The sequence below is a fragment of the Pseudomonadales bacterium genome, assembly GCA_024234165.1.
GTDB lineage: Bacteria > Pseudomonadota > Gammaproteobacteria > Pseudomonadales > UBA5518 > UBA5518.
In genome coordinates this window covers 44,468-70,081 of record JACKOP010000004.1, presented here as the reverse complement: position 1 = coordinate 70,081, position 25,614 = coordinate 44,468, and the positions used below count along the sequence as shown (strand labels likewise).

The window sequence follows — 25,614 nt, the reverse complement described above, 5'->3', positions numbered from 1 at the left end:
CAGGGTGCTGCGTCCCGGGGTGCAGCTGCGAACGGCAGGGTTCAATACATCCAGGCTCCGCCGCTGACGCTGAGCAATTGCCCGGTGACGTAGCTCGCGCGCTCGGATGCGAGGAACATCGCGAGATAGGCGATGTCTTCCGGGCGCCCCAACCGTGGGATCGGCAGCCCGCTCATGTTGAAGAGCGTACCGTCCTGCAGCGCGCGTTCCATGTCGTCCGGCTTGCCCATGGTCTCGAAGCCGAAACGGTTCCAGAAGCTTCCTTCGCCGACATTGCCTGCCTCGTACGGTACGATCCAGCCGGGGCAGATGGTGTTGACGCGTACGCCCTTCTTGGCCCACTCCCACGCCAGTGCCTTGCCAAAACTGTTCACGAAACCCTTGGTGCCGCCGTAGTGGATCACGTTGGCTGCCGCTTCACCGAGCAGCGAGGAGTTCGACGAAATATTGATGATCGAGCCGGTGTTGCGTCCAAGCATGTCGGCGGCGACCGCCTGACAGCAGTTGACGACGCCGTCGACGTTGAGCGCCAGTTCCCAGCGTCGCCTGGATTCGTCGAGTTCCTCGAATGCACACGGCTCTGCCACGCCGCCCGCGTTGTTGACCAGCACGTCGACCGGGCCGAATGTCTCGCGTGCACGCGCGACCATCGCGTCGACGCTCGCACGGTCGGTCACGTCGGTGCGTGCTGCCAGTATCTTGCCGGCAAATCCGGCGGCACGTGCCTCTTCGGCCATGTGCTGGCCGGTCGTTTCATCGCGCGAGGCGCTCACCACGTTGCAGCCTTCGCGTGCGAACTCGAGCACCAGCCCGCGACCGATGCCGCCACTGCCTCCAGTCACGATTACCGTCTTGCCTGCCAGTCCGAGATCCATTGCAGTGCTCCGTCTGTGTTGTGAGAGTGTCGGGCATTCTCGGCTGCTGAAACGGTGTGTGCAAGCGTTGATCGTACGGTGCGACGCGCGATCGCGGGAGCGCGTACCATGTCGGCATTTGCATGGACTGGATGACGCGGAGATGCGCGAGATTGAACGCAAGTTTCTGGTGAACACGACCATATTCCTCGCCGGCCTGCAGGGCGAGCGTCTGACCCAGGGCTATCTGGCGAGTACCAAGCGCGCGACCGTGCGCGTACGCACCGGCGATGGGCGTGCATGGCTGACGATCAAGGGACGCCGCGAGGGCATCAGCCGGCATGAGCTGGAGTACGAGATCCCGCTCGCGCATGCCCGGTTCTGTCTGGCGGAGCTGTGCGGCAGTGCGCTGGTCGACAAGACGCGTTACCGGGTGTCGCATGCGGGGAAGCTGTGGGAGGTCGACGTTTTCCACGGTGACAACGAGGGGCTGGTCGTTGCAGAAATCGAGCTTGCACGCGAGGATGAACCGTTCGAGTGTCCGCCGTGGTTGGGTGCCGAAGTATCGGCCGATCCGCGTTATTACAACGCCAGTCTGGCGGCCCGCCCGTACCGCAGTTGGGATGGGGCTTGATCGCTCTGGTCGTCGCGTGTCGGCATGAATGCCGACCTGCGGATTTGAACGCCAGCCTGCGTGGGTCGGGTTTCAACCCGACGTTTCCGTCGGCATGAATGCCGACCTACGGACCCGACCACCGGCCGGCGTGGGTCGGGTTTCAACCCGACGTTTCCGTCGGCATGAATGCCGACCTACGGATTCGAACGCCAGCCTGCGTGGGTCGGGTTTCAACCCGACGTTCCCGTCGGCATGAATGCCGACCTACGGATTCGAACGCCAGCCGGTGTGGGTCGGGTTTCAACCCGGCATTCCCGTCGGCATGAATGCTGACCTACGGATTCGAACGCCAGCCTGCGTGGGTCGGGTTTCAACCCGACGTTTCCGTCGGCATGAATGCCGACCTACGGATTTGAACGCCAGCCGGTGTGGGTCGGGTTTCAACCCGGCATTCCCGTCGGCATGAATGCTGACCTACGGATTCGAACGCCAGCCTGCGTGGGTCGGGTTTCAACCCGACGTTTCCGTCGGCATGAATGCCGACCTACGGATTTGAACGCCAGCCGGCGTGGGTCGGGTTTCAACCCGACGTTTCCGTCGGCATGAATGCCGACCTACGGATTCGAACGCCAGCCGGCGTGGGTCGGGTTTCAACCCGACGTTTCCGTCGGCATGAATGCCGACCTACGGATTTGAACGCCAGCCGGCGTAGGTCGGGTTTCAACCCGACGTTTCCGTCGGCATGCATGCCGACCTACGGATCCGAACACCGGCCTGCGTAGGTCGGGTTTCAACCCGACGTTCCCGTCGGCATGAATGCCGACCTACGGATTTGAACGCCAGCCTGCGTGGGTCGGGTTTCAACCCGACATTCCAGTCGGCATGAATGCCGACCTGCGGATTCGAACGCCAGCCGGCGTGGGTCGGGTTTCAACCCGACGTTTCCGTCGGCATGAATGCCGACCTACGGATTCGAACGCCAGCCGGCGTGGGTCGGGTTTCAACCCGACGTTTCCGTCGGCATGAATGCCGACCTACGGACCCGACTACCGGCCGGCGTGGGTCGGGTTTCAACCCGACGTTCCCGTCGGCATGAATGCCGACCTACGTAGGTCGGGTTTCAACCCGACGGGTGCGTCTGGCTGGCTTCGAGTTCTTCGCTGGCTTCCAGCCAGGCTTGCTCGCAGACGCCGAGTTGCTGTTTCAGCACGCCCTGCTGGCGCAGCAGTTCCTGCACCTGTGAGGAGAGGCTCGCTTCGTACAACTCCGGATCCTGCAACCGCGTATCGATGCTGCCGAGTTCCGCATGCAACGCGTTCATCTCGCGCTCGAGGTCGGCAACACGCTGGCGCAGCGGGCGCAGCCGTTCGCGCCTTTCGGCCGCAAGGCGCCGTTCGTCACGCCGGTCGATGCGTGCACCCGTGTCGCCGGTGGGTGCTTCCTGGTCAGCCGTGTCGCCTGCACGCGAGCGGCCCTCGAGCAGCTTGCGGTAGTCTTCGAGATCACCCTCGAAAGGTGTCACGCGGCTGTCTGCGACCAGCAGGAACTCATCGACCGTGTTGCGCAGCAGGTGGCGGTCGTGCGAGACGAGCAGCACGGCGCCGGGGTATTCCTGCAGCGCGAGCGTCAGGGCGTGACGCATTTCCAGGTCGAGGTGGTTGGTCGGTTCGTCGAGCAGCAACAGGTTCGGTCGTTGCCAGGCGACCAGCGCGAGCGCAACGCGTGCCTGCTCCCCGCCCGAGAAGGTGCCGACCACTGCCAGCGCCTGGTCGCCGTGAAAGCCGTAGCCACCGAGGAAATCGCGGATCGATTGTTCGCTTGCCTGCGGACTCAGGCGTTGTACGTGCAGGAACGGCGAGGCGAGCGGATCGAGTGCCTCGAGCTGGTGCTGTGCGAAGTAGCCGATACGCAGATGTTCGCCCGTGTGGCGTTGCCCCGCGCGCGGTGTGAGTTCGCCGGCGATCGACCTGATCAGCGTCGACTTGCCGGCGCCGTTGGCTCCGAGCAGGCCGATGCGCTGCCCCGGCATGATTCCGAGCTCCACGTGCGTGAGTACCGAGCGTGATCCGTAACCGAGCGTGGCGTGCTCGAAGTTCAGCAGTGGCGTGGACACGCGGTCGTGGCACGGCAGGCGCAAGGTGAGTGCGGAATCGACGTGGGCTGCTGCAATGCGCGTCATGCGCTCGAGTTCCTTCAGGCGGCTCTGCGCCTGGCGCGCCTTGGTTGCCTTGGCGCGAAAGCGTGCGACGAAGGACTCGATCTCGCGGATGCGCTGCTGCTGCTTCTCGTACGCCTGCTGCTGTCCGGCGAGGCGTTCTGCGCGCTGGCGTTCGTACGCAGAGTAGTTGCCGCGATACAGCGCCAGCGTGCCGTTCTCGAATGCGACGATACGGTTGCAGACGCTGTCGAGGAAGTCGCGGTCGTGCGAGATCAGGATCAGCGTGCCGGGGTAACGCGTGAGCCAGGTTTCGAGCCAGATCAGTGCATCGAGGTCGAGGTGGTTGGTCGGCTCGTCGAGGAGCATCAGCTCGCTTGGACATATCAGCGTGCGTGCCAGCGCGAGCCGCAGCCGCCAGCCGCCGGAAAATTCGCGCACTTCGCGTTCGTGGTCTCCCGGTGCAAAGCCAAGACCATCCAGCAGTTCGTGCGCACGGGCGGCGGCACGGTAGCCGTCGATCGCGGCAAAACGCGCGTGCAACTCACCGAGTTCGGCATCACCGGCCGTTGCGATCGCCGTCTCGAGCGCACGCAGTTCGGCGTCGCCGTCGAGTACGAAGTCGATCGCTCTGCGCGCACTGGCCGCAACCTCCTGCTCCATTGCGGCGATGCGCCAGTCGGCGGGCACTTCGCAGTGGCCGGCATCGGGCTGGATCTGGCTGCGCAGCAGCGCGAACAGGGTGGACTTGCCGCAGCCGTTGCGGCCGACGACGCCGACGCGCTCGCCCGCATGAATGCGCAGGCTGGCGTCGGCGAGCAGGCTGCGTGCGCCGCGCGCAAGCGCGACGCCGCTCAGGTGGATCATCGTGGCCGAGAAGTGATCGGAGCTGACTTCGTGCTCAACGCGCCACGATCACCGACGAGCCGTGCCCGAACAGGCCCTGGTTGGCCGTGATGCCGACGCGCGCGCCTTCGACCTGGCGTTCACCGGCCGCACCACGCAGTTGCCAGGTGAGTTCGCAGACCTGCGCGAGTGCCTGTGCCGGCACCGCTTCGCCGAAGCACGCGAGCCCGCCCGAGGGGTTCACCGGGATGCGCCCGCCGATACGCGTCGCACCCGTGCGTACCAGACTTGCTGCCTCACCGCGCCCGCAGAGTTGCAGGTCTTCCATCCAGTCGAGCTCGAGCGCAGACGACAGGTCGTAGACTTCGGCGACGTTGACGTCCTGCGGCGCTATCCCTGCTTCTTCGTACGCCTTCGTGGGTATCGACGCGCGGAAGCGATGGGTTTCGACCGCTGCAGCCGCTGCGGAGTCGGTGGCGATGTCGGGCATCTCGAGCACTTCGTTGGCGAAGGTCGGGGTGACGGTCGAGATCGCGGCCACGCGCACCGCGTCGCCGCGACCGATGCGTCGCGCGTAGTCGAGGCTCGAGACCACCAGCGCCGCGCCGCCATCGGATGTCGCGCAGATCTGCAGCAGTCGCAATGGATGCGCGACCATCGGTGACGCGTGCACGTCGTCCATCGTGAACTTCTTGCGGTAGCGCGCGTTCGGGTTCGTGAAACCGTGCTCGCTGTTCTTGATCTTGACCAGGCCGAAATCGTCCTCGGTATCGCCGTAAAGATCCATGCGGCGACGCGCGTAGAGCGCGAAGTAGCTGGGATTCGTGATGCCGATCAGAAAGCGGACCCAGTCGGGGTCATCCGGACGATAGCCCTTGGCCGGAGCCAGAAAACCCTTCGGCGTCGTGTCCGCGCCGACGACCAGTGCGACTTCGCATTCGCCGGCGAGGATCTTCGAACGCGCTGCGGCCAGTGCCTGCGATCCGGAGGCGCAGGCTGCATACGAGGTGTTCACCTCCGCACCCTGCCAGCCGAGTGCCTGTGCGAAGGTCGCGCCGGCAACGTAGCCCGGGTAGCCGCAGCGCATCGTCGCGGCGCCGGAAACGAAGCGGATATCCTGCCAGCGCACACCGGCGTCGGCTATCGCTGCCCGTGCCGCGTGCAGTCCGTACTCGACGAAGTTGCGCCCCCATTTGCCCCACGGGTGCATGCCGACGCCGAGGATCGCGATTTCCTTGCTCATGTGCCTGTGTCTCCTCTCAGCCGACGGGCTTCCACTTCCAGATGAGTCTGTCGCTGTCCGCGTCGCTGTAGAGCGTGTCGAGCACCAATTCCATCTCTTGTCCGACGCGCAGATCGCTCACTGCGACACCTTTCACGACTTGACCCAGGACGACCATGCGTTCGGCCTCGAGTTCGACCGCTGCGATCGTGAACGGCTCGAACGGATCGGGTGACACGTAGGGCTCGGGCGGCTTGTATTCGGCATTGGTGCACGACCAGACGCGCCCGCGCCGCGACAACGGCACCTCGTCGAATTCGCTGCTGTCGCAGGCCGGATTGCGGCAGTACGTGGTCTGCTTCGGGAAGTAACAGGTGCCGCAATGGCGGCAGCGCGAGCCGAGGAGACGCGGTTCATGCTCGTCGAGCGTGAACCAGCCTTCCAGGGCAGCGACTCGGGGTCTTGCACTCATGCGTCTGCTCCGCACGCCGTTCGCGGCATCGCGCCGCTGCGGCTGCTGGTAGGTGATCGGGGCGCAGCGAAAAGCCGCGTCGGAATGAGCGCGAAGGATACATCCCGGCGTCGTACCCCAGCAACCGTACGCGGGTGTACTGATCCGTTTTGTCAGCGTGCACTGACCCCATTTGCGGCTTGTGCATCGCCATTCCCCGGCGCAGGATCAGCCACTTCGCGCAGGGCGGGAAACAGGGGAGAGTGCGCTATGCGGATGGAGTTCACGCCGGAGCAGGAAGGGCTGCGTCGGGAGTTGCGTGCGTATTTCCGGGAGCTGATCACACCTGAACTTGCCGAGGAGCTCGAGGTGAATCCCGGCGAAGGCGGTGGCCCGCTGTGGAAGGCCGCGATGCGCCGGATGGGGCGCGACGGCTGGATCGGCACCGGTTGGCCGAAGGAGCTGGGTGGACGCGGCATGACGCCGCTCGAACAGTTCATCTTCGTCGAGGAGGTGATGCGTGCAGGCTTTCCGTTCCCATTCCTGACTTCGGAGTCGATCGGCCCGACGCTGGCCGAACACGGCAACGACCATCACCGTGCCGAGATCGTGCCGAAGATACTGTCCGGTGATCTGTGCATCGCGATCGGTTATTCCGAGCCGGGCTGCGGTACCGATCTCGCAGCACTGAAGACCACAGCGGTGCCGGATGGCGACGGCTGGCTCATCAACGGGCAGAAGATGTGGACCAGTCTTGCGAATATCAGTGAATACGTGTGGCTCGCGGTGCGCACGGATCCCGACGCATCGAAGCGCCACAAGGGCATTTCGATGTTCCTGATTTCCACCAGCTCCCCCGGCTGGAGCTGCACGCCGGTGCATACGCTCGGGGGTGTGCGCACCAACGCGACCTATTACGACAACGTACGCGTGACGCGCCGCGAGCTGGTCGGTGAGCTGAACGGCGGCTGGAAGCTGATCACCGGGCAGTTGAACCGCGAACGGCTGAGCCTGATGAACTACGGGCCGACCGCTGTGCTGCTGAACACCATTACGCGATGGGCGATCGATACGCAGCTCGCCGATGGCTCGCGTGTGGCGGATCTGCCCTGGGTGCAGGCGAACCTGGCGCGCGCGCGCGCGGGCATCGAAGCGCTGAAGCTGATGTGTTACCGGCAGGCGTGGGCGATGACGCAGGGCACGCTGCAGATGGCCGATGCGTCTGCGGTCAAGGTCTACGGTTCGGAGTTTTTCGTCGAGCTCTACCGCCTGCTCGGCGAGGTGGTCGGGCAGGCCTCGCTGGTCAGCCGCCACTCGGAGGTCGGCGCAGTTGCGCGTGCGCGCATCGAGCTGCTCTACCGTACCGCATCGATCCTGACCTTTGGCGGCGGCGCGAACGAAGTGCAACGCGACATCATTTCTGCCGCCGGCCTGTGGATGCCGCGTGCGGCACGTTGAACGGCAGCAAGACTTGCAGCGAGGGCTACAGCATGGATTTCGGATTTTCGGAAGAGCAGCGCGACATCCAGAGTCTCGCGCGTCGGATACTCGGTGAGCAGGTCTCGGCAGCCACGCTCGCTTCCTCCGACAACTACGCCGCAGAACGCTTCGACCAGGGCCTGTGGACGAAACTGGCCGAGGCCGGCTTGCTCGGAGTCGCAGTGCCTGAAGAGTATGGTGGCATGGGCTTCGGCTTTTTCGAGGTGGCGCTGCTGATGGAAGAAGCCGGACGCAGCATTGCCCCGCTGCCGCTTGCGGTTCACCTGGGTGGCGTGCTGGCGCCTCTGCTGCGTTTCGGCACGCACGCGCAGAAGGAGCGCCTGCTGCCGCGCGCCGCGCGTGGCGAGATCGTGCTTACCGCTGCGCTGGAGGAGGAATCCACACGCGATTTCGCTGCGCCGGCTGTGCACGCTCGCCGTGACGGTTCGGGCTACCGGGTCAGCGGCGAGAAATTCGCCGTGCCGTTTGCGCACCGTGCCGATCGCGTGCTGCTGGCAGCGGCAGGCGACGACGGCGTGGTGGTGTTGCTGGTGGATCCGTGCGCTCCCGGCGTCACGCTGGTGCCGATGAAGACGAGCAGCTACGAGCCGCAGTCGTTGCTGGTGATGGACGATGTCGCGGTCACTGCCGACGATGTGCTCGCGGGTCCGCGCGATGGTGCCGACGTATTGCGTCACGCGGTGGAACACATGACGGTCGCACTGTGCGCACATCAGCTCGGTGTCACCGACACGCTGCTGCGCCAGACGGCGGCGTATACCTCGGAGCGCAAGCAGTTCGGCGTGCCGATCGCGACCTTCCAGGCCGTAGGCAACCGCGCGGCGGATCGCTTCATCGACGTCGAGTGCCTGCGTCTGACGACCTGGCAGGCAGCGGCGCTGCTCGCCAGTGGCTCACCGGCTGCGGTCGAAGTCGATATCGCGAAGATCTGGGCCGGCGACGTGGGGCACCGCACGAGTTACACCGCGCAGCACCTGCATGGCGGTGCCGGCGTCGATCGTGCCAACGCTCCCTGGCGTTACTGCCTGTGGGCACGGCACAACGAATTGACGCTCGGTTCGACCGCGGCGCGACTCGCGAGTCTGGGTGAGCGCTGTGCGCGCGGCGAGACGATGGTGGATTGAAGGTGGCAGGTGGCGTACTTGCGTCATCGTCACCGGAGGGCAACAATCCGCAGCGCATGTGATCGAGCGCCACTTCGGTCCGTCACCGGGACGTGGCACATGAAGTTCGATGCACTGTCCTTGGCGAGAACATGAGCGGGAGGCGCAATGACAACGACGACGAACAGCCCGGCCACACCACGAGCCCCGATCGAAGGTTTTCCACCAGTCAGCCAGGTCGCTTTCGTGGTGCGCGATCTGGAGCGGGCGATGAGCCTGTATGAGCCGTTTTTCGGTCCGTTCCACACGATGGACGGATCGGTGTCACAGGCGTTGTTCCGTGGCCGGCTGTGTGACGTGAAGCTGGACATGGCGTTCGGTCGCAGTGGTGATATCGAAATCGAGCTGATCCAGTGGTGTGGTGGCGAGAGTCCGCATGGTGAGTTCATCCAGGCGGGCAGGGAGGGAATCCACCACCTGCAGTTCCGTGTCGAGGACACCGATGCGTGGATCGAGCGCGTGCGTCCACTTGGTTACACACCGTTCTGGTACAAGCGCTGGTCGGCGGACATCGTGTTCGCGTATCTGGAGCGGGCCGGTGATCCGCTGGTGATCGAATTCCTGCAGATGCCGCACGAGCCCTGAATGGCCGGATACGCCGGAACGCGCCCCGACGAAGACATCGTGCCGGAGTTGCCTGCCAGCGTACCGCGATCCGGTAATGCACTCACGCGGCGGGTGGGCCGTACGCTGTTACGCTGGTTCGGTTGGCGTGTGACCGGGAATCTGCCCGACGAGCGCAGGCTGCTCGTGATCGCTGCGCCGCACACCTCGAACTGGGACTGGGTGATCGCAATGTTCGCGATGCTCGCGCTCGGTGTTCGCATCAACTACCTGATCAAGGACACGCTGTTCGTCTGGCCCCTGTCGGTGCTTCTGCGCGCATCGGGTGGCATTCCCACCGATCGCGGCGCCCCGGCAGGATTGGTCGAGGAGGTCGCGACGCGCGTCTGCGAGGCCGAGCAGATCGTGATGGTGATCACGCCGGAAGGTACGCGCTCGCGTGTGGAGACATGGAAGACGGGCTTTCTGCGGGTGGCGGAACTCGCCCGCCTGCCGGTGGTGCAGGTGGCATGGCACTACCCGGACCGGCTGCTGCACATCGGGCCGGTGGCAGAACTGAGCGGTGACCACGAGCGCGACCTTGCACGGATACGTGCCTGGTACCGCCAGTTCACCGGCCGCATCCCGGCGAATCAGTCGCCGTGACCACCACCATCGACGGGTCCGGGTGACCGGGTATGGATCCGGTGATCCTGCTCTGGGTCGTGGCGGTGGCCCTGGTCGTCGGGGGCCTGGCCGGACTGGTATTGCCCGTGCTGCCCGGTGCGGCGCTGCTGCTCGCCGGACTGGTGATGGCGGCATGGATCGAGGATTTCAGGTACGCTGGCGTGGGTACATTGGCAGTGCTGGTGTTGCTTGCGGGGATGGTCGTCGCGGTCGATTTTGCAGCGGGTGCGTTCGGTGCGAAGCGTTTCGGTGCCTCGCCGCAGGCTGCCGCCGGAGCGGTGCTGGGTGCGCTGGTGGGTGTGTTCTTCGGCATTCCCGGAGTGGTGCTTGGCCCGCTGGCCGGTGCGGTGGCCGGCGAACTCAGCGCGCGCCGCACCTGGTCCGAAGCCGGACGCGCGGGTGTGGGCGTGACGATCGGACTGGTGCTGGGGGCAGCCGTAAAGGTTGCGCTGGCGATCGCGATGCTCGGCATCTATCTTTTCATGCGTCTGGCGGGCTGAGCCGATGCGTTGTGTTGCAGCCGTCTTGTCGTTGTTGGCGCTGTTGCTGGCGGGTTGCAGCGGGCTGGGTGAGCGCGAGCAGTCGCCTGCGGCGCAGGATTACCGTCATGCACCGTTACCCGGGCGGGTCTCGCTGGCCGACAGCGAGGCGACGCGCGCCGCACTGCTGGCGCAGTATCTCGACTGGGCCGGGGTGCCGTATCGCCTTGGCGGCAACACGCGTGAAGGCACCGATTGTTCAGGCTTCATCCAGCTCACCTATCTGCAGCGCTTCGGCATCGCGTTGCCGCGCGATACGAGTGCACAACGTCATGCCGGAAGGCTCGTCGGTGATGCGCGGCTGCGTCCCGGCGACCTCGTATTCTTCGACACGACCGCGCGCGAACGCCATGTCGGCATCTACCTCGGCAAGCGCCAGTTCCTGCACGTTTCCACCCGCGCGGGAGTGATGCTGTCACGACTCGACGATGGTTACTGGGGAGCACGGTTCACGCACGCAGTGCGCGTCCCGCCCTGAGCGGTGGCCAGCGCTCAGGCGGGCCTCGGGCGCTTCGATCCGAGCATCAGCGTCGGGATCAGCGTCAGCAGGAATGCCACCACGACGATACCGAATGCGTCGCGAAAACCGGCAGCCAGCGCCTCCTGTTGCACCAGCCCCTGCAGCAGGGCGCGGGCGGCATTCCATGCCTCGGTGCCGCTGTAGCCGATCGCCAGCGCGAGCTGGCGCAGCAGGCCCAGTGTCTGCAGGGTGTCGCCGCTGCCCCAGGTCTGGGTGGAGAGCAGGTAGTCGGCGTGTTGCGCGGTACTGCGATCGAGCGCCACCGACATCAGGTTCACACCGAAGGCTCCGCCGAGTTGGCGGATGAAGTTGAACGACGCCGAAGCCTGCGTCAGACGGCTGACTTCGATGTGCGTCATCGCGCCCATCTGGATCGCCGGCATCACCAGTGAAACACCAATGCGGTTGAGCACGTTCCACCAGACGAAGGTCCAGAACGCGGTGTTGGCGTCGGCGCCGGCCATCAGCCAGAAGGATACCGCGCTGCACAGGATGCCGCTGCCGATCAGTACGCGATGGTCCATGGTGTCCGCGAGGCGGCCTGCGAACGGGAACAGCAGCAGCATGGCGATGCCGGGGGGAATCATCAGCGCTCCCGCGGAGGTCGCCGACAGATGCTGCACCATCTGCAGAAACAGTGGCACCAGGTACGACGAGGCAAACAGTCCGCCGCCGAACACGAAGCCGTTCAGCGCCATGATCGCGAACTGGCGGTTCGCGAACAGTCCCAGGTCGAGCAAGGGATACTCCACACGCAACTGCCACCAGACGAAGCACGCCGAGAAGACGGCGGCAACGACCAGGCAGCTGATGATGTAGTCGGAATCCCATCCTTCCCGCTGTCCGTTGCTGAGCCCCACCAGGAGTGCGACCAGGGCAACATTCAGCAGCAGGAAGCCGTTCCAGTCGAACGGAATTCGTGCTCCGCCTGTACGACCCGGCAGGAACGCAAACGTACAGATGATGGCGAGCAGCGAGAAGGGAACGCCGAGGAAGAACACGTAGCGCCAGTTCAGTGCATCGATCAGCAGACCTCCGATCGCCGGACCAATGGTTGGTGCGAGGATCACGCCAACGGCGCTGGTGCCCATCGCAAGTCCCTGCCTGCCGGGCGGGAACACCTGGAAGATGATCGTCATCGAGAGCGGGGTCAGCAGGCCGGCGGTAACGCCCTGCATGGCGCGCGCGAAGATCATCACATCGGTGCTGCCGGCCGTGCCTCCCAGCACGGAGCCGGCGAGAAACAGCAGCATGGCGAGCAGCGTCGTGTCGCGCATGCCGATCGTGCGTACCAGCCAGCTGCTGGTGAGCATGGCGACCGTCGATGCGGTCAGGTTGGCCGTGGAGAGCCACTGGGCATCGGTTTGCGAGATGCCGAAGGCGCCCATGATGTTCGGAATCGCGACGTTGATGATCGTGCCGGCGAGCATCGCTGCGATGTTGCCGGCGACGATGGTTCCCACCGCGAACCAGCGGTAATGGATTCCCCAGGTGCGGAAAAGCTCGCTGAACGCCGGGTTCGGCGGCAGCGTCGCAAGGTAGCTTTCGAGGGTTTCAGCGGATTTCAATCGCCACCTCGACCATCATGCCCGGGCGCAGCAACTCGCCGGACTGCTCGATGGATACCCGTATCGGCAGGCGCTGTGTGACCTTTGTGAAGTTGCCGCTCGGATTGGTGTTCGGCAGCAGCGAGAACTGGCTGGTGGCCGCGTTGCCAATGCGTATCACCTGGCCGTTGAACTTGCGGTTGGGGTAGGCGTCGACGCTGATTGCGACCGGTGCACCAAGCACGACATGGCGGATGTCCGTTTCCTTGATGTTTGCATCGATCCAGATGTTCGCCGGGTCGTGCATCAGCAGCAGCCGTTGACCGGGAACGACGAATTCGCCCTGGTGCACGAAGGTCTCGTCGACGATGCCGCCGACCGAGCTGGTGACGCGCAGATCCGTGATGATCACCTTCTGTCTGTCGATCGACATCGTGATGCGCTCGAGTTCATGCCGGCTGCCGTCGAGCTCGTTGCGCAACACTTTCAGTTGGCCCAGCGATGCCTCGGTCGCAGTCACGTTGGCGCGCGCGCTCGCCACTTCCGCCAGTGCACGCTGGTGCTGCTGCTCGGACTGGTGGAAGGCGTTGCGTGCGTTCTCCCACTGCTGCTGCGAGATGATCTGGCGCGCACGCAGCGACTGGGCTCGTTCCCATTCGTTGCGCTTGAAGTCGAGATCCGATGCGACGGACTTCAGCGAGGCTTCGGCAGCGGAGAGTTGCGAGCGCGCTGCACTGAGTCGCCCTCCCGACTCGATATCGACCATATCGATCTGTGCTTCGAGTCGCCTGGAGGTCGACAGCATCGTCTGATGCTGGGCTTCCAGTTCGCCGAGTGCGAACTGCGCCGCGCGATCGTCGGTCCGGGCGATCAGCATGCCCGGTTCGAGCCGATCACCCTGCGACACCGCCAGGTTCGTGATCTGTCCGGCGAGCTTGGCGCTGACCTCGATCATGTCGGTTGCGACGCGGGCATCCTCGCTGTAGATGTGCGTGTAGCGCTGGTGGACCCACCAGGCGCCCCCGACGAGACAGACCACGATCGCGGCGATGGCAAGGCGGCGTCGGCGTACGGCACGGTTGCTCGCGATCATCCCGGTCGCGGCTGCCTGCGGCTCAGGTGTCGGTGTGGTCATCGTTCGGCTCCGGCGCGTCGTGGTTCGTGGGTTTGCGGGGTCTGTTCGAGCAGGCGCTGGCGGATCCAGGCCAGTGTTGCGGCGAGATGTTGCTGGCGCAGTGCGCCAAGTGGGCGCATCAGCCCTGCGTGCAGCAGTTCGAAGCGCTTGTGCATGCCGGCGAGCAGGTGCCGGGCACGCGGGCTGAGGAACAGACGGTTGGCGCGACGGTCACGGGGGTCGGTCCGTCGCTCGAGCCAGCCATCGGACTGCAGCGAATCGATCAGGCGGCCCAGCGCTGCCGGGCGGATCTCGGTGGCTTCGGCGATTGCCGATTGTCGCAGGCCTTCATGACGGTACACGGTATTGATCACCAGCCACTGGTTGCGTGTGAATCCCAGCTCGGCCAGGCGCACGTCGAAACGCCGGGTCAGCAGTCGTGCACATTCGAACAGCAGACGGATATAAGTCTCCCCGGTCGCATCGGCTGGCTGTGCCTGTGCAGTATCGGACTGCGATGTGCTCGCTTGAAGAGGCGTGATGGTGCTCTGCGGGCGATCCGCAGGATTGGGACCACGCATGCCGTCGCGAATCAGGCGCAGATTCGCGAGCATCAGGGCGATCTCGTCGCTGTCGAAGCCACGCAGATAATGGTTTTCAACGCTGCGAAAGCGCTCGTTCATCCGGTCCAGGGTCGGACCGGCTTCCTCGAGCAGGTGGACGCGGCGGATGCGGCGATCCCCGGAATCGGCTGCACGCCGGATCCAGCCAGCGTGTTCCAGCCAGGCCAGTGCCGAACCGAGCGGTGCGCGTTCGATATCGAGTCGTTCGGCCAGTTCGGACTGTGAGATGCCGGGGTTGTCACGCAGCGTCGCGAGCACCCGCCATTTGGCCTGGGTCAGACCAATGTCGCGAATCGCCAGATCGAAGCGACGCCGGATCAGTCGGGCTGTGTCGTGGATCAGGAATCCGCAACTGTGGTCCAGTTCAGGGTGGGCCATATGGTTGGCAGGTGATTAGTAACTTATGTATACGATATACATAGGTGACTATATAGTCGAGTTACATTTTGGAATCCTTGTGCAACAGGCTGGATGGCATGAGGGCCTCGGTTGCCCGGAACCCGTGTTGCCGGAAATCCGCTCAGAGGCCAGGCAGATCCAGTACCCCAGCCGGTCGGCAGGCGTTGATCAGCGTGCCGAGTTCGCGGAATTCGTCTGCGCGGGCGCTGCCCTCGCGCCATGCCAGGCCGATATCACGGTAGGCTCGGGCGTCCAGGGCGTGGGTGACGATGCCGGTGCCATCGAGCAACGACGAACCCTCTGCCATGGCTGGCAGATAGGTCACTCCCAGATCTGCAGCGACCATCTGTACCAGCGTGAACAGGCTGCTGGCAGCGAACCGGTTCAGGCGATCGGGTTGCCGTAGCCGGCATGCCGACAGCGCGTGATCGCGCAGGCAGTGCCCGTCCTCCAGCAGCAGCACGCTTTCCGCCGGAAGCCGGTCGGCGCGGACGCGCCCGGATTCGAGCAGGGATGAACCGCTACGGCAGGCAAGCCGGAACGGGTCACGGAACAGAGGCAGGATTTCCGCGTGCGGGAGGTCCCAGGGAAGAGCGAGCAGCAGTACATCGAGGCGACCCTCGGCCAGTGCAGCGAGCAGGTTTTCCGTCATGTCCTCGCGCAGGTACAGTTTCATCTGCGGGAATGCCCCGGCTATTTGCGGCATCAGCCGGGGCAGCAGGAATGGTGCGATCGTCGGGATGACCCCAAGCTGGATGCGACGGGCGAGCGGGGTCCGCTCCCTGCGTGCGAACTCGACGAGCTCCTCTGCGTCGTTCAGGCAGTGGCGCGCGATCGTCGCGATTTCCTGTCCGGTCGCCGTGATGGTCACACGCTTCGAAGTGCGGTCGACCAGGCAAAGTTCGAGCTGGGTCTCGAGCTCGCGAATTGCAATCGAGAATGCCGACTGCGAGACATTGCACTCATCGGCAGCACGACCGAAATGCTTGTGGCGGGTCAGTGCAAGGAAGTAACGCAACTGGCGCAGCGTCGGCAGATAGCTCATGTCGGCATCCTTTGATTCATTGATTCATTGATTCATTGATTCAATGAAACGAAAGTATAAACACAATCTGTTTCACATTTTTATTGCCTGCTGTCATCATGCGCTCGTGCCTACGCACCTTCGTGCGTGCATGCATGAATGGAGGAGAACCGCCATGAGCAGGAAGGTATCTGCAAGATCGATCGATATCGGCATTCCGGAAGCGCGGCGTGCCGAGATTGCCGCCGGATTGTCACGGCTGCTGGCCGACACCTACACGCTATACCTGAAGACGCACAACTACCATTGGAACGTCACCGGGCCGATGTTCAACACGCTGCATCAGATGTTCGAGCAGCAGTACAACGAACTCGCGCTTGCCGTCGATGAGATCGCGGAGCGCATCCGGGCGCTTGGTCATCGCGCGCCAGGTTCCTACCGCGAGTTCCTGGAACTCACGTCGATCGAAGAGGAGACCGCGACGCCGGACGCGATGACGATGATCGCAAAGCTGGTAGATGGTCAGGAGGCCGTGATCCGCACTGCACGCGGGCTGATTCCGCTGGCGGCCGGGGCCCACGATGAGCCATCGGCGGATCTGTTGACGCAGCGGCTGCAGGTACACGAGAAGACGGCCTGGATGTTGCGCAGTCTGCTCGATTGAAGGATGACGCGCGCCTCGCGTGCCGGGACCGTTGATCCACGACAGCCCGAGCAGCGCAGCGCGTCGGCGCAGCGCTGCTCAGCGGCGCGTGTCCCAGTAGTTGCCTTCGAGCATCGACTCGATCGCGCGTCGGTGCAGGATCATCTCGTCGGGGTTGGCGGGAATCGTTCCTTCACCGAAGTGCGCCTGGCGGCGCCCGATGCGGAACATCACGATCCCGTGACGCAGTGCCGCATACAGCGTGTAGAACTCCATGTCGCGCGGGCGGTGTCCGCTCAGTCTTTCGTAACAGTCGGCCGCTTCGTCGAGGCGCATCATGTCGGGCAGTCCGGGCGCGCCGACCATGGGCGCAAAGTCCTGGAAAAAATGGTGGATGAAAACCATCCACGCGAGGTCCAGTTCACGCGGGCCAGTGGCGACCATCTCCCAGTCGAGCACCGCAGTCGGTGCAAAGTCCACGAACAGCATGTTGCCGATGCGTGCGTCACCCCAGCTCAGGACTTCCGGCCCCTCTTCGTGCGGCCAGTGTCGTTCCAGCCATGCAAACGCCCGCTCCAGCAGCGGAGAACGGATCCCGTCGGCAGTCACCCAGTTGTAATAGGCGCGTTGTGCGGCTACGTGTCGATGCAGTGGCGAAGCTCCGGATTCGCGTGGACGCAGCAACGCGAGATCCGTTGCCGAGAGTTCGATTGCATGCAGTTTTGCCAGCACGTCGATGGCGTTGTGCTGCAGGCGACTGCGGTCCGTTGCCTCGGCGCGCAGCAACCATGAGTCGAATACGTACGGTGGAATATCCGGCGGTGTTTCACCGACAGCGCGCTCCATGATGAAAAACGGGGCGCCAAGCTTCGATGCATCGCCTTCGTACCAGAGTACGCGTGGTACCGGTGCCTCCGAGCGTTCGCGCGCGAGCCGCATCACTTCGAACTGTTTCGCCAGATCGTACTCCGGAAAGACCGGCACCGAACCCGCGTCCGGCGGCAGCCGTGCCACGCAGCTGAGCGAATGCGCCGCTCCGCCCTCGCGCCACGTGAGATCGAACAGCAGCGTTTCGCTCGACATCCCGGTTCCTTGCGGTGACGAGAACTCCGACAGTTGCGCGTCGGGGCCGAGCTTGTGGTGCAGCCACGTGCGCAGCCTCTGTTCGAGATGCTCGCGATTGCGCGTCGAGGTTTTTGGGCGGGCGGCGTTGGGATCGAACTCCACGGACAGGGTCTCCGGCTCAGGGGCGCTGGAAGCCAAGCATAGTGCCGAACCCGTGCTGGCGGGGCAATCCTGATGAAACCGTAATGGGGTTGTGTCGCCGCTCGCGTGATCTGCCTGCAGTTCAGAGTTCGATCTGGGTGCCGAGTTCGACGACGCGGTTCGGCGGGATCTTGAAGTATGCGGTCGCCGGTTCGGCGTTGCGGAACATGAACGTGAACAGCAGTTGTCTCCAGCGTGGCATGCGCGCTACCCGTGCGCGAGGCACGATCGTCTCGCGACCGAGGAAGAACGAGGTTTCCATGGGTTCGTATTTCAATCCGTATGCCGCGCATTTCTCCAGTGCAGCCGGAATGTTCGGTTCGTCCTTGAAGCCGTACCACACCAGCACCTGGTAGAAGCCCTCGGGCAGTGCGACGACCCTGACGCGTTCGCTTTCCGCAACGTACGGCACATCCTCGACGAACACGTTCAGCAGCACGATCGTGCGGTGCAGTATCTTGTTGTGCAGCAGGTTGTGCAGCATTGCGCGTGGTACGCCGTCCGGGTTGGCCGTCATGAAGACCCCGGTGCCTTCGACGCGGTGCGGGCTGCCGTAGGACAGGCTGGTGATGAACGCATCGAGCGGCATCGAATCCTGCATGAGTTTCTCGTAAAGCAGCGTGCGCCCGCGCTTCCATGTTGCGAGCAGGATGAACACCGCAGAGCCGAGAACCAGCGGGAACCAGCCCCCGTCGAGGATCTTGACCGCATTGGCCGAGAAGAATGCGAAGTCGACGCTGACGAAAAATGCCAGGAACAGCACCGCGAGCCACCACGACCAGCCCCAGAGTGCACGTACGACGACGAAGGCGAGCATGGTATCGATCATCATCGTCATCGTGACCGCGATCCCGTAGGCCGAGGCCAGGTCCGAGGAGGTGCGGAACATCAGCACCAGTGACAGCACGGCGATCAGCAGCAGCCAGTTGATGTTGGGGATGTAGATCTGGCCCTTTTCCTGTGCCGATGTATACCGGATCCCGATGCGCGGTGCGTAGCCGAGCTGGATCGCCTGACTGGTCATCGAGAAGGCGCCGGAGATGACCGACTGCGAGGCGATGATCGCGGCGACGGTGGCGAGGGTGACCAGCGGATAGATCAGCGTCGCGGGGGCCGACATGAAGAAAGGATTGATGATCGCGGCGGGCTCGGCGAGGATTCGCGCGCCCTGGCCGAGGTAGTTGATGTAGAGCGCCGGAAACACGAAATAGAGCCACGCGGCCTTGATCGGGCGCCGACCGAAATGTCCCATGTCCGCATACAGCGCCTCGCCGCCGGTGATTGCCAGCACCACCGCGCCCAGCGCGAGGAATGCAGTCATCGGGCTGGTGCTGAAGAAGTGCAGCGCGTACCACGGGTTGATCGCGATCAGCACCGAAGGGTGTTCGGCGATGTTCCACAGTCCGAGCAGCGCCAGCGTCGCGAACCAGAACAGCATCACCGGGCTGAATAACGCGGCAACACTCGCGGTGCCCCGACGCTGGAACATGAACAGTGCGATCAGGATGCCGATGGCGATCGGCACGACGTAGGGTTTGAACGCCGGCGTGGCGACCTCCAGGCCTTCGATTGCCGACAGCACCGACAGTGCCGGCGTGATCGCCGCATCGCCGTAGAACAGCCCCGCGCCGAAGATGCCGAGCAGCGACAGTGCACCGAGTGCACGCGGGTGCAGGTCTTCCACGCGCAGTGCCAGCGCAGTCAGGGCCATGATGCCCCCTTCGCCACGGTTGTCCGCACGCATGATGAAAACGACGTATTTCAGCGAGACCGTGATCGTCATCGCCCAGAAGACCAGCGACAGGATGCCGAGCACGTTGTCCGGCGTGGCAGGCACCGGGTGGTGCGAGTTCGAGAATACCTCTTTCATCGTGTACAGCGGGCTGGTCCCGATGTCTCCATACACCACACCCATCGCCGCCACCGACATGGCGGCGAGACTCTGTTGCCGTTCGGTAGGGGTTGTTGCTTCGGCCATCCGTTCATTCCCCGGTGGTGTTCAATGCAGGCGCACCCGCTGCAGCCACAGCAGCCAGCCACCCCAGAGGAGTGCGAGCAGCATCAGCAGCGTGCCGATCGTGAAGCTGCTGCGCGCCAGTATATGGCAACTCCCGATCGCATCGAGGCGCTCGAGGAGGTTGCCCCAGTCGTGGCTTTCCTCGCCTCCACCTACCAGGGGCAGCACGCGGTACTCGGCATCGCGGATGTAAGGCGAGAGATCGATGAAGTTCTGGCCACACCACCACAGGGTCACGGCAGCGGCGAAATTGTCGCGCTGCCGCAGCACGAATCCTGCGAGCAACGTCAGCGGCAGCAGGATCTGGAACAGGCTGCCACCGAGGATCGTCATGAACTCGCCGAACGGGCGGAAGAACAGGTGTCCGAACTCGTGAAATGCGAGGTCCACACCGTGCAGGAAGGAGTTGCCGATCGTGACTGCGTCGATGCCGTGCACGATAAACCACACGCTCCAGGCAGCCAGGAAAGCCAGCAACAGCGCGCGTGCGGCGAACGCCAGGGTGTCGACCGTCTCCGGCACCTCGCTCAGTTGCAGTCGCAGACGTTCGAGCAGCGTTGCCTCGGCGCCGGCTTCCTGCTGGCGGAGTGGCACTGGAGGCTGGTTTTCTCCGATTCGCTGGCTGCTGTGTGTGCGCTGCCACTTTGCGTACGCGATGCCGCAGGCGGGGCAGACGCCGGGGTGTACGTGGTCGTCGGTGCGACTGCGCCGATGGCCACAACGAGGACAGGACTCCATCAGTGCGGGTTCACGCTGACCCGAGCGGGCGCGTTGCACGCTCCAGCCACTGGCGGTCGGTTGCGTCGAGCAGCGGCATCAGTGCCTCACGTACCCGCCGGTGGTAGTCATCCAGCCACGCTGTTTCGTGCTCCGTCAGCAGTCCGGATTCCAGCAGACGGCGCTCGAATGGCACCAGCGTCAGCGTCTCGAAGCCGTGCATCGCACGCTCTCCGTCCGCCGGAGTGGTTCCTGCGGTGACGAGCAGGAGGTTTTCGTGGCGGATGCCGAATTCCTGCTCGCGGTAATACCCCGGCTCGTTGCTGAGCACCATCCCCGGGCGCAGTGCCACCGTGTTGCCGGCCTTGCCGATGCGCTGTGGCCCCTCGTGCACGCTGAGGAAGCAGCCCACGCCGTGGCCGGTGCCGTGGTCGTAGTCGAAGCCGTGCTGCCACAGGAACTGTCGTGCGAGCACGTCGAGCTGGCTGCCACTGGTACCCTGCGGGAAACGGGCGCAGGCGAGTGCGATGTGTCCCTTCATGACGAGCGTCGCGAGGCGACGTACCTCGCTGCCTGGATTGCCGATTGCGATCGTGCGCGTGATGTCGGTGGTGCCGTCGAGGTACTGGGCGCCGCTGTCGAGCAGATAGACCGTGTCCATAGTCAGGCGGCCGGGCGTGTTGTCGCTGTGCCGGTAGTGACAGAGCGCGGCATTGGCACCAGCCGCCGAGATGGTGTCGAAGCTGAGGCCCTGAAAACGCTCGCCCGCGGCTCGCAGCGCGTACAGCCGTTCGGCGAGGGTGGCTTCGTCGTGCAGGTGGCCGGCGTCGAGTTCGGCGTCGAGCCAGGCCAGAAAGCGTACCATCGCAACCGCGTCGCGGCGGTGGGCGGCGCGCATGCCGGCGATCTCGGCGGCATTCTTGCAGGCCTTCGGCAGCAACACAGGATCGGCCGCTTCGACGATGGTCGCGCCGTGTGCTTCGAGGCGCAGCCGGCACCATGCATTTGTGGTTTCCGGGTCCAGCAGGACGCGCCTGCCGGCAAGGCGCTGCAGCGCGGCGTCCAGTGCGTCCTCGGGCAGTACACGCACGCCGTCACCGGCGTGGGCGCTGAAACCCGCCGGGATCTTGCGCACATCGACGAACAGCTCGAGGCTCGCGTCCGCGCGCAGCAGTGCATGCGCGAGTACCAGCGGCAGGTTCGGTACGTCGTGTCCACGCATGTTCAGCAGCCACGCCACCGAGTCGGGGGCGAAGATCAGCGCCGCGTCGGCACCGTGCGCTGCGAGCGTTGCTGCCACGTCACGACGCTTGGCAACACTTGATCGACCGGTGAGCTCGTCGCCGAGCAGCAGTCCCGGTCGTGCCTGCGCCGGCGGCCGATCGTGCCAGCAGGCGTCGAGCAGGTTTCCCTGCAGCGCCAGCAGCCGTACACCACGACGCGTCAGGGTTGTCTCGCTGGCGTTGCGCCACGCGGCGGTATGCAGGCGCGGGTCGTAGCCGACGCCGGCGCGCGAGGGCAGGTGTTCGGCCAGCCATGCGACGGGCGGTTCGTCGAGCAGGTGGTGGTACTCGAACAACTCGCCGGGTACCTGCTGACGTACCTGTACCGTATAGCGGCCGTCGACGAAGATCGCGGTGGCATCTGCCAGCACGATCGCGACTCCGGCCGAACCGTCGAATCCGCTCAGCCAGCGCAGCCGCTGGTTGTGCTCGGGCAGGTACTCGCCCAGATACTCGTCGGCGTGCGGTACCACCAGGGCGTCGATGCGCTCCTCGCGCATTGCTGCGCGAACCGCCGCCAGCCGCATCGCGATCGTATCTTTCATGCGATTGCATCCGTGCCGGTGGCCATGGTGTCGAGCAGCCCGATCATTGCCCGGATCCTTGCCAAGTGGGGTCGCGGAGTGTAGCGGTAGCGGCCGGGCTCGTGAAAGGCGCCGCTGCTGACAAGGGCGCCGCTGTTGACGAAGCGTCGCTGCCGGCCGGCACCCGTGCCACACGCGTACTAGACTTGCCGTGGAGCTACTCAGCAGGATGCACGTGCCCGTGATCGGATCGATCCAACGCTTGTACCGGGTTCCACTGCTGGACCAGCACGGCGTGGCATTGCCGCGCCGGGCGGCGGCGAGCAAACCTTTCGTCGCCCCGCCTCGTCGCAGGCGGCGGTGGCTGCGCGTGCTGGCCTCGCTGCTGCGTATCACCTCGGGTGTGATCCTGCTCGGTGCGCTCGTTGTGCTCGTCCGGCTCGGTCATGAGGAGATGCGCCATTCGCGCTGGCAGGCGCACTGGCTGAGCGAGTTCGCGGCTTCGATCAGCTACCGGCTCCAGCCTGGTCCGGCGCGTGAACCGTTACCTCCTGATCGGGGTCCTTATGACGTACGCCTTGGGTATGCGCGGCTTCCTGGGTTCGGGCAACGCCTGGAGCGGGCCGGCTTTGCGATCACCAGTCAGGCGGTGCCGTCGAGGCGCATGAGCGAACTCGCGGCGCAGGGGCTGTTCAACGTCTACCCGGAAAAGACCCGGGCAGGATTGCAGCTCGACGATGCCGCGGGTCTGCACATCCAGCGTGCGCTGTACCCTCGCAACGTCTATCCCGGATTTTCGGCGATTCCACCGTTGGTGGCGCGCACGCTGCTTTACGTCGAGGATCGTGAACTGCTCGATCCCTCGCGCCCGAATCTGAATCCGGTCGTCGACTGGGAACGCATGGCGGTGGCGATCGGACAGCAGGCAGCCAAATCACTGGGACGCGATCAGAAGGTGGTCGGCGCCAGCACACTCGCCACGCAACTGGAGAAGTTCCGGCACTCGCCTGACGGGATCACGCACGATGCACGCGACAAACTGCTGCAGATGGCTTCGGCCAGCCTGCGGGTCTATCGTCAGGGCGAGCAGACCCTGGCGGCCCGCCAGGGTCTGGTGCTCGATTACCTGAACGCGTTGCCGCTCGCCGCCCAGCGTGGTTACGGCGAGGTCTCGAGCCTTGGCGACGGCATCGAGGCGTGGTTCGGTGGCGACTTCGCGCAGAGCAACCGTGTGCTTGCAGATGCGGCTGCGCCACTTGGAGCGCGTGCGTTGCACTACAAGCGGGTACTGGCGCTGATTCTCGCGGTACGCCGGCCAAGCCATTACCTTGGCGGCGACGGCGCAGCACTGGAGGCGCTTGCCAACAGCTATCTGCGGCGTATGAGTTCCGAGGGCGTGATACCGGCTGAGCTGGCGGCCGCTGCACAGCGCGTGTCGCTCGACCTGCAGGCGCGCGTGGCGGACTCCCCGGTGCCTGACTTCACGCATCAGAAGGGACTCAACCTGGCGCGCAACAAGCTGCTGTCGCTGCTCGGCGTGAGCAGTCTGTACGAGCTCGATCGCCTCGATCTTGTGGCCACGACCACGCTCGATGCCAGAGTACAGCGCGAAGTCACCGAGTTCCTGCACGGGTTGGCGGATCCGGAGCGGATCCGCGCGCTCGGTCTCGACGGCGAACGGTTGCTGCGGGCCAATGACCCGACGCGAGTGATCTACAGCCTTACGCTCTATGAACGCGGCAGCGGCATGAATCGTCTGCGGATCAATGCCGACAACCTCGACCAGCCGCTCGACATCAACTCCGGCGCGCGACTCGACCTTGGCTCTACCGCGAAGTTGCGCACGCTGGTGAGCTGGCTCGGGCTGATCGCCGATGCGTGGAGCGAGGCTGCGGCGGCTGCAGATCTGCAGCAGGCGCGCGCCGCGTTGCACCCGCGCGACCGCCTGAGCATCTGGGTGTACGAGTACCTGGCAGCAAACCCGCATGCCACGCTGCGCGACACACTGGAGGCGGCCATGCATCGGCGCTATTCGGCGTCGACGGGGCAGGCGTTCTATACCGGCGGCGGTGTGCACCGTTTCGGGAATTTCGAGCGGCGTGACAACAACGCGGTACTCGACGTTGCGGAAGCGATGCGCCGCTCGGTGAACCTGGTGTTCATACGCATGATGCGCGAGATCGTCGATCACTACATGTATCGCGCACCGTCGACCACGGCACGGTTGCTGGAGAATGCAAGCGATCCGGGACGCGATGAGTACCTGCACCGCTTCGCCGATCGTGAGGGAACCGTGTTCCTGCGCCGCTTCTACAACAAGTACCGTGGCAAGAGCAGTGACGAAGCGCTGCGCACCCTGCTCGACGGCGTGCGGGTCACGAAACGTGCGTTGATCGTGAGCGTACGTTCGGTGCACCCGGAGCTGGATGCCGAAGGCCTGCGACCGTGGTTCGAACGTCACCTGCCGGATGACGTGCCTTCGGTGGCGGAACTGGCGACGTTGAGCGAGCGTTACGCACCGGAAAAATTCAATCTCAACGATCGCGGTTATCTTGCCCGCGTGCATCCGCTCGAGCTGTGGTTGATCGACTATCTGCGCCAGCACCCGGACGCCAGCGAGGCGCAGATGCTGGCAGCCGGCGCAGAGGTTCGTCAGGAGGTCTATGCGTGGCTGATGAAGACCAGCCGCCGACGTGCCCAGGACCGGCGCATCCTCGACCTGCTCGAGATCGAAGCGTTCCAGGAGCTGCACGCGCAGTGGCGCACACTGGGTTATCCGTTTGCGTCATTGACGCCGTCGCTCGCCACGGCGATCGGCAGCTCGGGCGACCGCCCCGCGGCACTCGCCGAGTTGATGGGCATCATCGTGAGCGATGGTGTGCGTTACCCGTCGCGTGTGGTCACGCGCCTGCATTTCGCTGCCGACACGCCGTACGAGGTCGTGCACTCGGTGCAGCCGGATCCCGGCCGAGCGGTGCTGCGCCCGGAAGTCGCCGCGGTAGTGCATGCTGCGCTGCTCGACGTGGTTGCCAGCGGCACTGCGCGTGCGCTGCAGTCCTCTCTGGGGCGCCCCGACGGTTCGCGGCATCTGGTCGGCGGCAAGACCGGTACCGGTGATCACCGTTTCGAAGTCTACGCGGGACGAGGTCGACTGATCGAATCGCGTGTGGTGAATCGCGTGGCCACCTTCGTGTTCCTGATCGACGATCGTTTCTTCGGCACGATCACCGCATTTGTCCCCGGCGCTGCGGCGGCGCGCTACGAATTCACCAGCGGGCTGCCGGTGCGCGTGCTCGGCGCGCTGATGCCGACGCTGGCCCCGCTGCTCGACGCCCCCGTGAGCGAGTGACCCTTCGTCATT

The 25,614-nt window shown here is 64.7% G+C and carries 21 protein-coding genes; 9 read left to right on the top strand and 12 right to left on the bottom strand.

Going from position 1 to position 25,614, the window contains the following annotated elements; all coding sequences use genetic code 11:
• Positions 1-41 precede the first annotated feature (41 nt).
• Positions 42-875 (bottom strand): SDR family oxidoreductase, encoded by an 834-nt coding sequence (locus H7A12_13175; protein ID MCP5321758.1) that lies wholly within the window; start codon positions 873-875, stop codon positions 42-44.
• A 142-nt stretch (positions 876-1,017) separates the two neighbouring features.
• On the opposite strand from H7A12_13175, the gene H7A12_13170 reads away from it, so the two are divergent.
• Positions 1,018-1,488 carry a CYTH domain-containing protein gene (locus tag H7A12_13170; GenBank protein MCP5321757.1) on the top strand — a complete coding sequence of 157 codons (471 nt, stop codon included), beginning with the start codon at positions 1,018-1,020 and terminating at the stop codon, positions 1,486-1,488.
• A 1,102-nt stretch (positions 1,489-2,590) separates the two neighbouring features.
• Here the strand turns inward: H7A12_13170 and H7A12_13165 are convergent.
• Genes H7A12_13165 through H7A12_13155 form a run of 3 tightly spaced genes read right to left on the bottom strand, consistent with a single transcriptional unit; the run spans position 2,591 to position 6,165 of the window.
• Positions 2,591-4,492 carry an ATP-binding cassette domain-containing protein gene (locus H7A12_13165; GenBank protein MCP5321756.1) on the bottom strand — a complete coding sequence of 634 codons (1,902 nt, stop codon included), beginning with the start codon at positions 4,490-4,492 and terminating at the stop codon, positions 2,591-2,593.
• Positions 4,493-4,526: 34 nt separating this feature from the next.
• Positions 4,527-5,714 carry a lipid-transfer protein gene (locus tag H7A12_13160; protein MCP5321755.1) on the bottom strand — a complete coding sequence of 396 codons (1,188 nt, stop codon included), beginning with the start codon at positions 5,712-5,714 and terminating at the stop codon, positions 4,527-4,529.
• 16 nt (positions 5,715-5,730) lie between these two features.
• Positions 5,731-6,165 (bottom strand): OB-fold domain-containing protein, encoded by a 435-nt coding sequence (locus H7A12_13155; protein MCP5321754.1) that lies wholly within the window; start codon positions 6,163-6,165, stop codon positions 5,731-5,733.
• Between the two features lie 249 nt (positions 6,166-6,414).
• Here H7A12_13155 and H7A12_13150 point away from each other — a divergent pair, with 249 nt between their 5' ends.
• The 6 genes from H7A12_13150 (at position 6,415) to H7A12_13125 (ending at position 11,054) form a co-directional block, all read left to right on the top strand.
• A complete protein-coding gene (locus H7A12_13150) occupies positions 6,415-7,602 on the top strand; it encodes an acyl-CoA dehydrogenase family protein (GenBank protein ID MCP5321753.1) in 1,188 nt (395 codons plus the stop codon).
• 32 nt (positions 7,603-7,634) lie between these two features.
• Positions 7,635-8,768: an acyl-CoA/acyl-ACP dehydrogenase gene (locus H7A12_13145; GenBank protein MCP5321752.1), complete on the top strand. Its 1,134-nt coding sequence runs from the start codon at positions 7,635-7,637 to the stop codon at positions 8,766-8,768.
• A 147-nt stretch (positions 8,769-8,915) separates the two neighbouring features.
• Positions 8,916-9,392 carry a VOC family protein gene (locus tag H7A12_13140; GenBank protein MCP5321751.1) on the top strand — a complete coding sequence of 159 codons (477 nt, stop codon included), beginning with the start codon at positions 8,916-8,918 and terminating at the stop codon, positions 9,390-9,392.
• 48 nt (positions 9,393-9,440) lie between these two features.
• Positions 9,441-10,016: a 1-acyl-sn-glycerol-3-phosphate acyltransferase gene (locus tag H7A12_13135; GenBank protein MCP5321750.1), complete on the top strand. Its 576-nt coding sequence runs from the start codon at positions 9,441-9,443 to the stop codon at positions 10,014-10,016.
• Between the two features lie 32 nt (positions 10,017-10,048).
• Positions 10,049-10,537: a DUF456 domain-containing protein gene (locus tag H7A12_13130; protein ID MCP5321749.1), complete on the top strand. Its 489-nt coding sequence runs from the start codon at positions 10,049-10,051 to the stop codon at positions 10,535-10,537.
• 4 nt (positions 10,538-10,541) lie between these two features.
• Positions 10,542-11,054: a C40 family peptidase gene (locus H7A12_13125; GenBank protein MCP5321748.1), complete on the top strand. Its 513-nt coding sequence runs from the start codon at positions 10,542-10,544 to the stop codon at positions 11,052-11,054.
• Between the two features lie 14 nt (positions 11,055-11,068).
• Here the strand turns inward: H7A12_13125 and H7A12_13120 are convergent, their stop codons facing one another.
• The 4 genes from H7A12_13120 to H7A12_13105 form a co-directional block, all read right to left on the bottom strand.
• Positions 11,069-12,664 (bottom strand): DHA2 family efflux MFS transporter permease subunit, encoded by a 1,596-nt coding sequence (locus H7A12_13120; protein MCP5321747.1) that lies wholly within the window; start codon positions 12,662-12,664, stop codon positions 11,069-11,071.
• Positions 12,651-13,778 (bottom strand): HlyD family secretion protein, encoded by a 1,128-nt coding sequence (locus H7A12_13115; protein MCP5321746.1) that lies wholly within the window; start codon positions 13,776-13,778, stop codon positions 12,651-12,653. The genes H7A12_13120 and H7A12_13115 overlap by 14 nt, the downstream gene beginning before the upstream one ends.
• Positions 13,775-14,758, bottom strand: coding sequence for a MarR family transcriptional regulator (locus H7A12_13110; protein ID MCP5321745.1), 984 nt, complete (start codon positions 14,756-14,758; stop codon positions 13,775-13,777). Before H7A12_13110 ends, H7A12_13115 begins: the two co-directional genes overlap by 4 nt.
• Before the next feature lie 142 nt (positions 14,759-14,900).
• A complete protein-coding gene (locus H7A12_13105; protein MCP5321744.1) occupies positions 14,901-15,824 on the bottom strand; it encodes a hydrogen peroxide-inducible genes activator in 924 nt (307 codons plus the stop codon).
• Positions 15,825-15,978: 154 nt separating this feature from the next.
• On the opposite strand from H7A12_13105, the gene H7A12_13100 reads away from it, so the two are divergent.
• On the top strand, positions 15,979-16,467 hold the full coding sequence (locus H7A12_13100) for a DNA starvation/stationary phase protection protein (GenBank protein ID MCP5321743.1): 489 nt from the start codon (positions 15,979-15,981) through the stop codon (positions 16,465-16,467).
• A gap of 78 nt (positions 16,468-16,545) precedes the next feature.
• Here the strand turns inward: H7A12_13100 and H7A12_13095 are convergent, their stop codons facing one another.
• The 4 genes from H7A12_13095 to H7A12_13080 form a co-directional block, all read right to left on the bottom strand.
• Positions 16,546-17,679, bottom strand: a complete 1,134-nt coding sequence (locus tag H7A12_13095) for a phosphotransferase family protein (protein ID MCP5321742.1) — start codon at positions 17,677-17,679, stop codon at positions 16,546-16,548.
• A gap of 115 nt (positions 17,680-17,794) precedes the next feature.
• On the bottom strand, positions 17,795-19,690 hold the full coding sequence (locus H7A12_13090; GenBank protein ID MCP5321741.1) for a potassium transporter Kup: 1,896 nt from the start codon (positions 19,688-19,690) through the stop codon (positions 17,795-17,797).
• Positions 19,691-19,711: 21 nt separating this feature from the next.
• Positions 19,712-20,467 carry a hypothetical protein gene (locus tag H7A12_13085; protein ID MCP5321740.1) on the bottom strand — a complete coding sequence of 252 codons (756 nt, stop codon included), beginning with the start codon at positions 20,465-20,467 and terminating at the stop codon, positions 19,712-19,714.
• Between the two features lie 10 nt (positions 20,468-20,477).
• The gene (locus H7A12_13080; protein MCP5321739.1) at positions 20,478-22,274 is read right to left on the bottom strand and encodes an aminopeptidase P family protein; all 1,797 of its coding nucleotides are present in this window, start codon (positions 22,272-22,274) and stop codon (positions 20,478-20,480) included.
• A gap of 208 nt (positions 22,275-22,482) precedes the next feature.
• On the opposite strand from H7A12_13080, the gene H7A12_13075 reads away from it, so the two are divergent.
• Entirely contained in the window at positions 22,483-25,602 is a 3,120-nt protein-coding gene (locus H7A12_13075; GenBank protein ID MCP5321738.1) for a transglycosylase domain-containing protein, read from the top strand.
• Positions 25,603-25,614: the final 12 nt, after the last annotated feature.